11 protein-coding genes are annotated in these 13,097 nt (G+C 53.2%); 4 read left to right on the top strand and 7 right to left on the bottom strand.

Annotation, left to right across the window (positions count from 1 at the left end; translation table 11 throughout):
- Positions 1-17: 17 nt before the first annotated feature.
- Positions 18-917 carry a bifunctional methylenetetrahydrofolate dehydrogenase/methenyltetrahydrofolate cyclohydrolase FolD gene (gene folD / locus J2D75_RS07460; protein ID WP_207854233.1) on the bottom strand — a complete coding sequence of 300 codons (900 nt, stop codon included), beginning with the start codon at positions 915-917 and terminating at the stop codon, positions 18-20.
- 137 nt (positions 918-1,054) lie between these two features.
- Positions 1,055-1,387 carry an acyl-CoA thioesterase gene (locus J2D75_RS07455; protein WP_207854232.1) on the bottom strand — a complete coding sequence of 111 codons (333 nt, stop codon included), beginning with the start codon at positions 1,385-1,387 and terminating at the stop codon, positions 1,055-1,057.
- 420 nt (positions 1,388-1,807) lie between these two features.
- Here J2D75_RS07455 and J2D75_RS07450 point away from each other — a divergent pair, with 420 nt between their 5' ends.
- Entirely contained in the window at positions 1,808-2,545 is a 738-nt protein-coding gene (locus J2D75_RS07450; protein WP_207854231.1) for a DODA-type extradiol aromatic ring-opening family dioxygenase, read from the top strand.
- Between the two features lie 37 nt (positions 2,546-2,582).
- Here the strand turns inward: J2D75_RS07450 and J2D75_RS07445 are convergent, their stop codons facing one another.
- Together J2D75_RS07445 and J2D75_RS07440 are read right to left on the bottom strand one after the other, a co-directional pair.
- Positions 2,583-2,822, bottom strand: a complete 240-nt coding sequence (locus J2D75_RS07445; protein ID WP_207854144.1) for a hypothetical protein — start codon at positions 2,820-2,822, stop codon at positions 2,583-2,585.
- Between the two features lie 180 nt (positions 2,823-3,002).
- On the bottom strand, positions 3,003-4,460 hold the full coding sequence (locus J2D75_RS07440) for an APC family permease (RefSeq protein ID WP_243428590.1): 1,458 nt from the start codon (positions 4,458-4,460) through the stop codon (positions 3,003-3,005).
- A 338-nt stretch (positions 4,461-4,798) separates the two neighbouring features.
- On the opposite strand from J2D75_RS07440, the gene J2D75_RS07435 reads away from it, so the two are divergent.
- A complete protein-coding gene (locus J2D75_RS07435; RefSeq protein WP_207854143.1) occupies positions 4,799-6,163 on the top strand; it encodes an amidase in 1,365 nt (454 codons plus the stop codon).
- 44 nt (positions 6,164-6,207) lie between these two features.
- Positions 6,208-6,843, top strand: a complete 636-nt coding sequence (locus tag J2D75_RS07430) for an SCO family protein (RefSeq protein WP_207854142.1) — start codon at positions 6,208-6,210, stop codon at positions 6,841-6,843.
- Between the two features lie 26 nt (positions 6,844-6,869).
- Here the strand turns inward: J2D75_RS07430 and J2D75_RS07425 are convergent, their stop codons facing one another.
- Together J2D75_RS07425 and J2D75_RS07420 are read right to left on the bottom strand one after the other, a co-directional pair.
- Positions 6,870-9,182, bottom strand: coding sequence for a TonB-dependent receptor family protein (locus J2D75_RS07425; RefSeq protein ID WP_408736748.1), 2,313 nt, complete (start codon positions 9,180-9,182; stop codon positions 6,870-6,872).
- Positions 9,183-9,254: 72 nt separating this feature from the next.
- A complete protein-coding gene (locus J2D75_RS07420; RefSeq protein WP_207854140.1) occupies positions 9,255-9,644 on the bottom strand; it encodes a hypothetical protein in 390 nt (129 codons plus the stop codon).
- A 565-nt stretch (positions 9,645-10,209) separates the two neighbouring features.
- On the opposite strand from J2D75_RS07420, the gene J2D75_RS07415 reads away from it, so the two are divergent.
- Positions 10,210-10,467 carry a putative hemolysin gene (locus tag J2D75_RS07415; protein ID WP_207854139.1) on the top strand — a complete coding sequence of 86 codons (258 nt, stop codon included), beginning with the start codon at positions 10,210-10,212 and terminating at the stop codon, positions 10,465-10,467.
- A 67-nt stretch (positions 10,468-10,534) separates the two neighbouring features.
- Here the strand turns inward: J2D75_RS07415 and J2D75_RS07410 are convergent, their stop codons facing one another.
- Positions 10,535-12,979 carry a TonB-dependent receptor gene (locus J2D75_RS07410; protein ID WP_207854138.1) on the bottom strand — a complete coding sequence of 815 codons (2,445 nt, stop codon included), beginning with the start codon at positions 12,977-12,979 and terminating at the stop codon, positions 10,535-10,537.
- Positions 12,980-13,097: the final 118 nt, after the last annotated feature.

The following is a 13,097-nucleotide window of genomic DNA, read 5'->3' as shown; positions in this document are numbered from 1 at the left end:
TGCAGATTTGTTCTATTTCAGGCGACAAGTTCCGCAGGCTCAGAGGCGCCGACTGCACGGCAGCAGGCTGTCAGAGCGTTGGCCAGCAGGCAGGCAATGGTCATGGGGCCAACACCGCCGGGCACCGGCGTAATGGCTCCGGCTACCTGCACAGCCTGTTCAAACGCAACATCCCCCACCAGAACAGGCTTGCCATCCCGCTCTATACGATTGATCCCGACATCAATCACCACAGCTCCGGGCTTAATCCACGCACCAGGGATCAGTTCTGCCCGGCCTGCCGCCACAACCAGAATTTCCGCCTGACGCACTTCCGCCTCCAGATCTCGGGTTTTGGAATGCGCAATGCTGACAGTGCATTTTTCAGCCAGAAGTAATTGCGCCATAGGTTTGCCGACAATATTGGACGCCCCCACAATCAACGCCTTATACCCTGCCAGACTGCCAAGCCGATCTCTCAGCAGCATAAGGCATCCAAGGGGTGTGCAGGGCACCATGGCCTCCTGCCCGGTCGCAAGCAGACCGGCATTGATCACATGAAAACCATCCACGTCTTTTGCGGGGGTAATGGTATTGATAACCTTACGGGCATCCATGTGGGCAGGCAGGGGTAACTGCACCAGAATACCATGAATGGACGCATCGGCATTCAACTGTTCTATCAGTTCAAGCAGTTCCGCTTCCGAAGCGCTTGCTTGCAGTTTGAATGCGTGCCCATTCATGCCCACTTCTGCTGTCATACGCTCTTTGTTGCGCACATACACCGCAGAGGCCGGGTCTTCTCCCACCAGCACTACGGCCAGCCCCGGCACGATGTCGTATTCGGCCTTCAGACGCGCCACCTGCGTGGCAATTTTCTGCCTGAGAGCCGCTGCAAAAGCCTTTCCGTCGATAATATCCGCCCGCGCACTACACATATCTGTCACACCTGCCCCTTGCGTTTCATACGGCAAACCCTGCGGGCTGTCTTCGCGCATGAAACGACAGGCCGCAGGCACATGCAGCCTTTGTCTGTGCTTTTGTGTGGTGTGTTGTCCAGAAAGAAAAAAGCGGCTTAGCGATCAACCAGACAGGGACGACCATCCTGATCAAGAGCGACAAAGGTAAAACGTGCCTGCGTCACTTTCTGCCGGATAGCCGTGCGGCGTACCCGGCGAATGGCTTCGACCTCAATAGTCATGGACGTACGGCCCACACGCAGGATACGCGTATAAACATTCAGTTCATCACCCACGGCCATGGGCCGGTGAAAAACCAGACCATCGACCGCGACAGTCGCGCATTTACATCCGGCCCGATCTTCCGCTGCCGTGCTGGCCGCAAGATCCATGTGCGAGGCAACCCAACCGCCAAATACATCGCCTGCGGCATTGGTATCACGCCGCATGGCCACCACGCGCACGGCCAGATTTGCGTCATGAATCCAATTACTCTGTTCCGCGTTTTCCACTGAAACGGCTCCGGTCCTGATATAACAGCATCAGGAAAATTGCACATTTTCCCTTTATACGTAACGCGCTTAATGCACAGGGTAGCCCTGTCCGGCCATTTTTCACACAGGGTTGATCACAAACCCCCAACAGCATCACCTGACAAGCAGGAAAAAAGGCGTTCAAGAGGTTCGAGTGGAAAATTATTCCATCCATATGAGCAAGAATAAAGCGCGAACACCATGATATAAAGTGCCCAGATAGCAAGACATATAACCCAGAAAAAGGTTGAGACCGTGCATACAACCACGTCGGCCGCAGCGCCCACACGCCAGCCTGTGCTTTTTTTACCCCATGGTGGTGGCCCGTGCTTTTTCATGGACTGGCCGGGATGGGAAAATCTGGCGGCCCATCTGCAAGGGCTTGCCATAACCCTCCCCCGCAAACCATCGGGTATTGTCGTTATGTCGGGCCATTGGGAGACGTCCGTTCCAACCGTTACAACAGCCGCGCACCCTCCCCTGATCTATGATTATTATGGTTTTCCCGAGCATACTTATGCTCTGAAATATCCCGCCCCCGGATCCCCCGCGCTAGCAGCTCATGTGCAGGCTTTGCTCCGGCAGAACGATATTGCCTGCGAGGGCGATGCCACACGCGGCTTGGACCACGGGGTTTTCATTCCATTTCTACTGGCATTTCCTGATGCTGATATTCCGGTTATCGAGCTTTCCATGAGTGCTAAACTGGATGCTGCGCAGGAAATGCGTGTCGGTCAGGCGCTGGAGCCGCTGCGTCAGGACAATATCCTGATTATCGCTACAGGCATGAGTTACCATAACCTCCGACATTTCATGAGTGGCAGCCCACGAACGGATGAGACATCCGTGCAGTTTGATACATGGCTGCGCAATACAGCAGAAGCCCTGCCCGCAGAGCGCAATCAGCGCCTGCTGGCATGGGAGCAGGCGCCCGGAGCACGCATCTGCCACCCGCGTGAGGAACACCTCCTCCCGCTCATGTTCGCAGCTGGTGCGGCAGGTCATGACCGGGGTGTCCGTACCTATAGCGATATTGTCATGGGCAAGGCTCTTTCGGGCTTTCGCTTTGGCTAGACGGGTTCAATTGCCGGGCGGGGCGTCTGTATGCTAATCATGGAGAAATCCGTCCTTTGACGGGCAATGCCGTGTCTGGAAACAGGAAAGAAAACGCCATGTCCTCTTCTTCATCTCTCAGCACAGCGACATTGACCAAAAGCCTGTTGGATACCCTGACATCGGGCAACAGCGGAACCGATACTGACAGCGCGAGCAGTTCTGACACGAACAGCTCGTCTTCGTCATCTTCAACCGTTACGATTACTTCCGCCAGTGCTGATGGCACACCGGTCATTATTGAAAAAGATTCTAGTGGAAATATCATTTCCGTCATGAGTGTTAGCGGAACACAAACCACCGATCAGACTGACAGCAGTGATCAGAGCGGACTGAGCCTGTACGCCTGAACAACAAATTTATGACAACGAAGTGCCGCCTGCCAATTGTCTTGGCAGGCGTTTTTTGTCTGAATAATTCAGGCCAGCTCTTTAAGAGCTTCAAAGCGGGCCGGGTCTTTCATTTTCAGGCGTCCTGCTGCGCCATATCCTACAATAAAGGATACAAGCACCAGCACCCCAACTCCCCATGCGGCAACCGAGGCATTATCTCCCCCGATAAGAGCCGGAAGATTGACAATGGCGACCCCTAAACAGAGCAGCAACCCGCACAGCGCCCCGATCGGTGCAATGAGTGTGTGCCACACACCCCCTTTTCCACCACGACGCACATTGAAGAATACCAGAATGGACAGGCAGGTCATGGACAGAATAACCATATAACCCAACGTGCCAGCCGTTGCTGCCCAAGCATAGATTTGCGTGACAGGATCAAGACCCAGAATGACGAGCACAATCAGCCCCACCAGCGAAGTGCCTGTCTGTACCAAAGACGACATATGCGGAGATTCATGCTTGTCATGCACGCGTGAAATCAGGGGCGGCAGCACATTGTAGCGCGCCATGACAAACTGATACCGCACAACAACATTATGGAACGCCAGAATACAGGCAAACAGGCTGGTAATCAGCAGGACATTGACAATATCCTCAGCGACTTTTCCCATATAGCTATGGATGAAAATCAGGTACATATCGCCTGTGTGCTCATTGGCCATCTGGACAGTCTGGCCCAGCCCGATGCCCGCAACTTCGCACCACATGGAAATAACGTAAAACAGTCCAACACCAAACACGGCGATATAAGTTGCGCGCGGAATGGTTACTTCAGGATTGCGTGCTTCATCCCGAAAAATGACGGTCGATTCAAAGCCGATAAAGCAGTAAATGGCAAACATCAGGCCCAGACCGGGCGACCCGCTCAGGGCTGCATGTTGTGTAAATGGCGCGGGATCAAGCAATGCCGTGCCTTTGGTAACCAGCACCACCAGATCGGCCAGCAAAACAACGCCCACCTCAAGTACAAGGGCTACACCGAGAAAGCGTGAACTCATTTCAATATGCCGATACCCCAGAAAACCGGCAACCAATACGACTACAAACGACATGATCCACCAAGGCACTGTAATGGATAATGTATTGTGCAGCAGTTCGGCCAACGTGTAGCCAAGATAGGCCTCCAGCGCCAACACAATGAACGTATATGACGCCGTTGCCAGCGTAGCAGAAGCCAGCCCAACCTGACGGCCAAGCCCTTTCTGAATATAGGCGTAAAACGCTCCGGCATTGGTCACATAGCGCGACATAACAATAAAACCGGCGGTAAACAAATACATGATCAGCGTTGCAATCGCTGCATCCAATGGAGCTGCAATGCCATTGCCCATCGCAATAATAAGCGGACTATTGGCGGCCATGACGGTCAGTGGGGCTGCGGCCGCCACCACCATCATGACAATGGACGCAACGCCGAGATTTCCCTTTAACCCCGATGGCCCGTTATCCGAAAGCGGGACTGTTCCGTTTTCTTTTGTCAAAGTCTTTCCCTTTCCATGACCGTGATGACCTGCTCCGATAGTCACTAATTGCCATTTCGTAACAATATACCCACAAAGCCCCGCCCATATGGCCCGGTGCCCCAGTAGGTGCACCGTCTCTCCCCACCATGCGTCAGACATTCCCCGCGGGTAGGCTGATTGGTTATGTTATGACCGGTCGCCGCCTGAGCTAATGACAGCCGGGCACAATCTGATAACATCAGAGCACAGTCGATCAGACAGCCTGCCTATACCGTGGCAGTCTTTGTCTTCTCGTGGTTCGTGATACATTCGGCATCAGTTATTAAAGAACCATCGCCACGATCAGGATCCGCCTCATGACGCCTTCTCCCTTCCCTTCCCTGCTTGATGCGGCTCTGGCTCTGGCGGATGGTCGCACCACGGCCCGTGAACTGGTGGAACAGGCCCTTGAGCGTATCCACGATGTAAACGGCGAAGGATCACGTGTTTTCATGGCCGTGCATGCGGATAAAGCCCGCCAGCAGGCTAATATAATAGACACACTCCGCCAGCAGGGGCGTGCGCCCTCCATTGCAGCCGGGCTGCCGCTTTCTATCAAGGATCTGTTTGATGAAGCAGGCTCTGTCAGCCGTGCAGGCTCTCGGGTATTGGACAAGGCTGCTCCCGCCAGCACGGATGCCCCCGCCATACGCAGCCTGAAGCAGGCGGGCATGATCAGTATGGGCCGCACCACAATGACGGAATTTGCGTTTTCCGGGGTTGGTATTAACCCACATTTCGGCACCCCGGCCAATCCGTGGCACAGGGCTGAGCGGCGCATTCCCGGCGGGTCTTCCTCTGGTGCCGCCATTTCAGTTTCCGATGGCATGGCCTGTGTCGGGATTGGCAGCGATACTGGCGGGTCATGCCGGATCCCGGCGGCCCTGACCGGTCTTGTCGGTTTCAAACCAACCGCACGACGTATTTCCACCCAGGGTACGGTGCCATTATCTTACACACTGGATTCAGTTGGCAGCCTTGGTCGCACGGTGCAGTGCTGCTGGGCCGCTGACAGCCTGATGGCAACGGGGAACCTGCGCCTACAGGACGCACCAGACGGACGAAATGGCCGGTTACTGCGCCTAGGCATACTGAATACTGTGGTAATGGACGGCATGGAGCCAACCGTTGCTCAGACATGGGAGCATTGTCTGAGCCGTCTTTCCGCCAGAGGCGTTATCCTCGAAACCTTTTCCTGCCCCCCTTTGCTCGATATTCCTGCCGCCAACGCCAAAGGAGGCTTTCCTGCGGCGGAGGCACTCGCATGGCACACACCTTTGCTCGCAGAGCATCGTCTGGCGTATGATCCGTTCGTGCTACAGCGTATCCTGCGGGGGCAGGAACAAAGTGCGGTAGACTATATTACCTTGCATCAGACCCGCACTCGGCTGATCCGGCAGGCATCAGATATTATGGAACATTATGATGCCGTCATTCTGCCAACTGTGCCCATTATCGCGCCCAAAATAAGCGATATGGACGATAACGCACATTATGTCGCAACCAACCTTCTGCTTCTACGCAATACAGCCATTGCCAATTTTCTGGATCTCTGCGCCATCAGCCTGCCCTGCCATCAACCGGGTGATGCGCCTGTCGGGCTAATGGTCATGGGACATCACGGGCAGGATAGCGCCCTGTTTCAGATAGCCGCACAGCTTGAGCGGTTCTTGGGAGCTTAAGCTTCAGCCTCTACAGGCCGCAAAATCTCCTGTATGATCGCGCCATGAAATCCTTTCCGCACAAAAGAAAGAAATCCGCTCCTATCCGGGAAGGCATAAGGCGCGACAGAAAAACACTCGCGGTTCTTGCCCTGGTTACAGTCTTTCTGCTGGCAGGTGCGGCTGGTTTTCGTATGCTGCTGAGCAAGCCCACACAGAGTATTGGTGGTGCCTATATGCTGTTTGATACACAGGGGCATAAGGTCACACAGGACGATTTTCAGGGACATTATACAGCACTTTACTTTGGCTATACGCATTGCATAGATGTATGCCCTCTCACACTTGATACGATTTCAACCGCTCTGGAGCGCCTTGGGCCAGAAGGGCGCAAGGTTGTTCCGATTTTTATTTCAGTCGATCCGCAACGTGATACCCCTGCCGTCATGCGCACTTATCTTGCCCGGTTCTCTCCGCGCATTATCGGCTTGAGTGGTTCGGCGGAACAACTCAAGCCTGTGCTTGAGACCTTTCACGTCACAACACATCGCCGTGACAGGCAAGATTCTGATTACCTGATCGACCACACATCCATCCTGTATGTCATGGATGGCCGGAACCATCTTGCCGGGATGATTCCGATTGATGACAGTGCTGAACAAATGGCGGTGGATCTGGCGCGTGTTCTGCGAAAAAACTGACCCTTTACCGACTATCCCCATCTCGCTTACAGGCTGAGCCTTACACCCCCAAAATAAGCCCGTAGAGACCCTGCATAAATAGACCCGGTGCTGCTCATGAGTGCCGCTGCACCTGCCTGTTGTCCGTTGCCCAACAGGGTATCGTTGATATTTGTGGCCCCTGCGACATACACCTGATCTGCCACATTCTGCACCTCGCAATACCAGTGTAGCCGATGCGCCCAACCCATGCGTGCTGGTGGGTTGTAATGCACCTCCAGATTCAGCAGCGCATAGCCTGGCGCTTTCAACTGGTTGGCATTATCCAGCCAGTAGGAATCACGCCATATAACTTCGGCATACCCTCCCAGCCCTTCGGCTGGCCCATCTGGCTGATCGTACAGAAAACGGGCATTGAGGAAATTCGGAATAACCCCCGGAATAGCATTGCCTGCACGGTCGAAAGCCCGTGAAAGCGTGCTGTTGGAAAGCACCTCGGTATAATTGGTATACACCTGATTATCGTAGGTATAGCTCAGCTTGATCCGGCCGCCCGGTATCATGCGGGGGAGTGGTTGCCAGTCCACCCCCAGAACCACCCCACGGTGCTGAGACGCCGGAGCGTTGAAAGTGTAGCTGCCAACAGCGTTAACCCCCGCTGACTGGCTGACAAGCTCGTTGTTATAAAACTCGTAAAACCCGGTAGCCTGAACCCGCAACGTGTCACTCGGCCGCCAGTCAGCACCCAGATCAACCCCCACGCTGCTCTGGCTTTGTATTTGTGTATTGTTGCCGTAATTTCCTTGCGGCGTAATGAACAGATTGGAAGAGGAAGGCGTGCCATACGCCGTGCCAACACGTGTATGGAGTGTCCAGTTTTTCGACGGCGTGTAAATCAACGCCCCTTCAGGAGCCAGATTGAAAAAGAAACGGTTGGCGGTAACATACCGCCGGGTCGTCGAAGTGGCGGAATAACCATAGAGAGTTTCTGTGGCTCCTATATCTGTATACGTTCCCCCCAGCCCGATTACGAAATGCCATTTAGGCGCAAAATGCCAGTCTTCCTGAAAGCGGGCGCCAAGATTCCACTGATGCCCATATGATTCGCTACTCATCGCCCCACGGCTTGCACCGCCATAGGGCATGATATTGTAAGTTTGATATCCGTAATCGAGATAGTCAAAACTAATGCCACCAAAAGTCTCAAGCGGTGTGCGGCCGATCAGAACATGGTTTGTGACATCGCTGCTGACGGCATAAGAATTATAGGGGCCAACAAAAGACGTGGGAGAGGTCGGTTGGTTCACATGGCGCTGATCATAGGTAAACTGGTTGCGCCAGAGTGTGCGGGTACTGAAATCGTGCTCCCAGCGTAAGCCGACTATCGTGCGACGGTCGAAGCGCCCCAGACCCGCCGCTTCCGGGCTAACGGCCTCTTTGGTACCGTAACGGCCATTTTGTAGCAATAAAACCGAGGCGCAGCCAGCAGCGGCACTGGTGGCCTGATAGCAGCTCTGCTGGTAAGGGTTAGCCTGATATTGGTTGAGAGACAGCCGAACCGGCAGATAGGCGTCCGTCTGGTTGTTCACTACCTTCAGCACAAGGCGGTCAGTTTCTGTCAGGCTCACACGTAGGCGCATGCTTTCGGTCGCTGTATTATAGCGGCTATTGGCAATAAAGCCCTTGCTCCATACATCGCTACCAAAAACCATGAGGTCGTAATGTCTGTTGCCATACCCCACGGTTGCATAGGTATTGAATAGGCCGAAACTGCCAAAATCAGACCCTAGTTCTACACCGTGAATATCTGCTCCCTTGCGGGTACGAAAATTGATCGCTCCATTTATTGCGTAATTACCGTATACAGTTGACGCTGGACCTTCGAATACATCAACACCTTCATAGGCGTGCGGATCAATCAGGTCGGCTCTGGCTGTGCCATCAGGCTGGGTCATGGGAAATCCATCCTCCAGCACCTGTAGGTTTTTGAGGCCGTAAGACTGACGATCACCCGACCCACGGATGGAAACCACCGTATCGCGCGGGCCATTCCCCTGCGTAAAGCTGGCACCCGGAATAGTCACCACCATATCGGCCACGCTCTGGGCAACCTGATTGGCATAATTATCCCGACCAGAGCTGAAAGTCGTTTGCCCTGCGGGCCTCATGGGGGCTGGAGCATGGCTGGTGCCTGCGACCGTAATCTCTTCGGTTTTGTCCGCCTTGATGACAGCATGAGCTGTTTTGGAAAAAGACTGGGGCTCCTTCGCGCTGGCTTCACGAACAAGAGCGATGGAAACCATAAACAGGCCAACCGCCAGGCCAGAAACGCGACGGGCGGTATCATAAGGATAGGGCATATTGCTGAACCTGAACAAACAACGCAAAAAACCCATGCGTTTTTACACATAGGCAGGCGGCATAAGGTCAGTTCAACAAGGTGGCCCTTGTGGGCAAAGGGCCGTACGCTCAGGCCGTGGTGGCCCACGGATGGGAGCAAAAACCCAGACCCGTTGCGCTATATCGCACAACAGTCGTCCAATAACGGGGCCATGGCCCATAACCGGCAGAAAAAGCTCAAGAGCATCAGACAGTAAAAGACTGTCATCCAGTGAGGCCGCTCCGTGATGATGCCCGTCCTGAGCCGGGGTGGCTGTGCTGTCATCACAAAAAATGGCCAGCTTTGCCAGATCCCCGATCTGATCCACCAGCATGGAGGATGGCGCCGCCATCCCCCCGAATGTAAGGCGTAGAATCAGCGCAAGCAGAACCAGTGGCCAGAAGACCACAAGCTGTACCGGACTGTTCAGACGCATACCCATAAATCGGGCATACTCCACAACCACACCGATAACCAGACAGGTTTTATCCGAAGCACCAGACCCGGATGGCTTTGGTTGTGGTTTCGGGCCTGTTGCTCGGCCAATAAAAACGATTGTATAAAAAACGCACCGAAGCTTCCCTATTGCGTAAAAGCCCCGGTTTGAGCGGAACCGTAACCACAGTTCAGAACCTCTCCAGGCAGGATACCCAAGGACGCAACCCGCTGCATGCAGGGCTATTTGCCCCCTACCTGAGCGGGTGCATGCCAGCACACATGAGCCAGTTGCGGATTTGATTACACGGGCCGAAAGAGCGGAAATCTGTTTCTTGGGAAATTATGCTGTCACAGATATCCGTTCAGCCTCCGGTCTGTCTGAACTGCATTGCCTGTTGTCCCACGGATATGGCGAAATTCCGGGTGAAAGCATCGGCTCTCTGTGTGCCAGACTACGCGCCGTAGCGTGATACTCGGCACCGCAAAAGAGCATGGTCTGACAACCCGGCATCGCGTATGCTCTGCCCATTAAAGGATGCTGACGCACAAAACATGATGGAGATCATGCCATGAAACGCACTGCACTGGTTCCGGGTCTGATGCTGGCTCTTTTGGGCATGGCTGGCTGTGAACACCATGAGGAACCACAAATCCGACAAATCCGGCCGCTGAATATGCCTAACCCGGCATCCTTATACTGCGTCAAACACGGCGGGACACTGACCATCAAGGACACAGACAAAGGACAGGTTGGCTATTGCACCCTGCCTGACGGTACCACGGAAGAAGAATGGGTACTCTTCCGCAAAAACTATCCCAAGCAGTAAAAGCACAGCCCCCTATCCCCAAGCGTTATCGGGAATAGGGGGCGTTACGCTTACGCCGAGTATCAGTTTAATAACTAGCGGACAGGTTGAACAAGAACGAGCGGCCAATCGCGGGGGTGACGCGGTTCTGGAACAGGTTGCTATAATTGAGCCGGTTGGCCAGATTATAACCGTTCATCGCAACACGCCAATGCTTGCCAAAATTGTGCGAAATCAGTGCATCAAAATCAACCGTCGCGGGCACACGCGCGGTATTGCCAGCATCCAGCCATACCCCCTGCCGCCATGTGATCCCGCCACCGACTGTCAGATTATACAATGTTTTGGGCGCAATATTATAGCTGCTCCACAATGTGCCGGAGTTGTTAGGCACATACTGAATACGCTTTCCAACATCAGCCGCTGTTTCAGAGCCTGTGACCCGGCTATCATAAAACGCATAAGTGCCGATAATGCTCCAGTCAGATGTGATATTGCCAGAAGCACTCAGCTCCAACCCCTGATTGCGCTGCCTGTCTGATGAAGCAGAAACATCACCCGTGGTCGGATCTGTAATGGTCGAGTTGTTTTTTTCCAGTCGGAACAGTGCGGCTGTAAAACCCATTCGGCCGTTGAAAGCATTATATTTTGCCCCGACTTCGTACAGTCTACTGCGTTCAGGAGCATAGCCCGAACTGGTAGTAAAGGGAGCGTTGCTGTTAGTTACATAAAGACTTGTTGGTGTTGTCGATTCAGACCAGTTAAAATACACCATTAGATTATCGTTTGGTGTATACATAAGATTGACTGTCGGATTAACCGTTGTTTCGTTCTGGTTAAAATGCGTATCTGGCGTTGTGCTGACGCCACCTGTGGCCGAATACGAACTATACCACTGATCAAGACGAAAACCACCCTTGATGGCAAACCACTTTGTAAGCCAGATCTGATCTGACAGGAAAACGCCAATATCCGTAGCACTCCCGTCCTTATAACATTTCTTACCCACACCATTAGGGATCGAGGCCAGACCGCTTGGATTATCCGCGCAGTTTACGCGCTGGAGGCCCGGAACATCCATGGATGGATTAATCAGGTTCGTACCCGGACGGGTTTTGTTATACGGGTAATTCTGTCTGTGATCCTCGACATGTTCGATGTCAAAACCCCCAATAACCTCGTGACGGAATCTGCCGGTGTTGAAATGTGCAACCCCGGAAAATACGTTCTGGATAGACCAGTCGCTCTGATTGTAGGGGTTAGGGCCACCCAGATTACCGTTTCTGATAATGGAGGCTTCACTCTGGTTGCCTCCGAAATATTGTTGAACGCACCCACCCTTAGGGTGGCTCGGATCTATTTTTACGCTATTACAGTTAGGTTGTGATGCCGAATAGTAACGATGATAAATACCACCCTTGGTGTCGTTATAAAGACTGAGCCACGGGGCAACCTTGGCTGTCAGGCGTCCGCTCAACATATCCGTGCTGATATCATCCTGATCAAACGAAGTGCCATACCAGTTGTTACGGTTGATACCGTACTCGGTAATAGGCTTGGAAATAGTCGTGCCCGGCTTCTGGACAACCCAGACACCATAATCTGGGATGCGATTATCATTCTGATGAAAATAATCTATGGTATAAGAAATTTTCTTGTTCAGGCCAAACGTGATGGAGGGTGCAATACCCCATCGGTGAGAATAAACGTAATCCCGCCCGACTACGTTATTTTCATTCCCCATTGCAGAAAGACGTACCGCAATGCTGTCTGTAATCTGCTGGTTAATATCCAGCGTGCCACGATAATAAGAGCCGGACCCACCAGAAAAACTACCCTGATAAGAATTACCGGCATGAGGAGCCTTGGTAACGATATTAATGGCCCCGCCGGTTGTACCATTCCCGAACACTTCAGAGGACGGACCTTTGATGACGGACACATGGTCGTAATAGAAGCTATCACGCGTATAAACGCCAAAATCTCTCAGACCATTTTCATAAATATCATTCTGCGCCTGAAATCCACGGATCAGAAACTGATCGCCTGACATACCGCCTTCACCTTCCCCAACTGAGGCCGTAATGCCAGGAACATTGCGTAGCGCTTCATCAAGAGATTTGACATTCTGCTGCTCCATCAGGGCACGTGGCACGACATTGACTGCCTGCGGTGTGTGCATGACATCGGTTGGCATGCGGCTCAGGCCAATATCCTCATGCAGAATGTTCATACGGCTGCCGACAACCGTAATATGTTCTTCAGCCGGGGGAACCCCATGCACCTCTCCCGCAAGGGGCCCATTCAGCGGGTGAGCCGCTGTGTCATGCGCAGTAACGGCTTCTCCAGCATTTTTTGGCGGGGTAGATCCGTTTACTTTATCTGACAGAGCAGCATGCTGTGGAGCTTTGGCGGGCTTGTCGCCTGTTGTCGCGGCTTCCACATTTTCAATCGGGAGCCCCGAATACAAAAGGGCCACACTCGCAACAAGCGGGGTTGAGCAAACTCTACGTGGGGTGAGCAGGCGTGACATTTCAGTGCTTTCATGACCGGAATTTTGATCACAGAAAACACAAATGCGATTTAGTCACAATTGCATAGAATGGTTTTTATGTATATACTTTGGTATAGGTTCCACAAAAATATACCAG

This window comes from Acetobacter suratthaniensis, assembly GCF_017377745.1.
In the GTDB taxonomy this organism is placed as follows: domain Bacteria; phylum Pseudomonadota; class Alphaproteobacteria; order Acetobacterales; family Acetobacteraceae; genus Acetobacter; species Acetobacter suratthaniensis.
The sequence above is the reverse complement of the archived record's forward strand: the minus strand, read 5'-3'. Positions and strand labels throughout refer to the sequence as shown.

What these genes read in the sequence shown, in the direction of transcription:
- folD (WP_207854233.1), bottom strand. Translation starts at nt 917, where the DNA reads ATGTGTAGTGCGCGGGCGGATATTATCGACGGAAAGGCTTTTGCAGCG.
- J2D75_RS07455 (WP_207854232.1), bottom strand. Translation starts at nt 1,387, where the DNA reads ATGCGGCGTGATACCAATGCCGCAGGCGATGTATTTGGCGGTTGGGTT.
- J2D75_RS07450 (WP_207854231.1), top strand. Translation starts at nt 1,808, where the DNA reads ATGGACTGGCCGGGATGGGAAAATCTGGCGGCCCATCTGCAAGGGCTT.
- J2D75_RS07445 (WP_207854144.1), bottom strand. Translation starts at nt 2,822, where the DNA reads ATGACCGGTGTGCCATCAGCACTGGCGGAAGTAATCGTAACGGTTGAA.
- J2D75_RS07435 (WP_207854143.1), top strand. Translation starts at nt 4,799, where the DNA reads ATGACGCCTTCTCCCTTCCCTTCCCTGCTTGATGCGGCTCTGGCTCTG.
- J2D75_RS07430 (WP_207854142.1), top strand. Translation starts at nt 6,208, where the DNA reads ATGAAATCCTTTCCGCACAAAAGAAAGAAATCCGCTCCTATCCGGGAA.
- J2D75_RS07425 (WP_408736748.1), bottom strand. Translation starts at nt 9,182, where the DNA reads ATGCCCTATCCTTATGATACCGCCCGTCGCGTTTCTGGCCTGGCGGTT.
- J2D75_RS07420 (WP_207854140.1), bottom strand. Translation starts at nt 9,644, where the DNA reads ATGGGTATGCGTCTGAACAGTCCGGTACAGCTTGTGGTCTTCTGGCCA.
- J2D75_RS07415 (WP_207854139.1), top strand. Translation starts at nt 10,210, where the DNA reads ATGAAACGCACTGCACTGGTTCCGGGTCTGATGCTGGCTCTTTTGGGC.
- J2D75_RS07410 (WP_207854138.1), bottom strand. Translation starts at nt 12,979, where the DNA reads ATGTCACGCCTGCTCACCCCACGTAGAGTTTGCTCAACCCCGCTTGTT.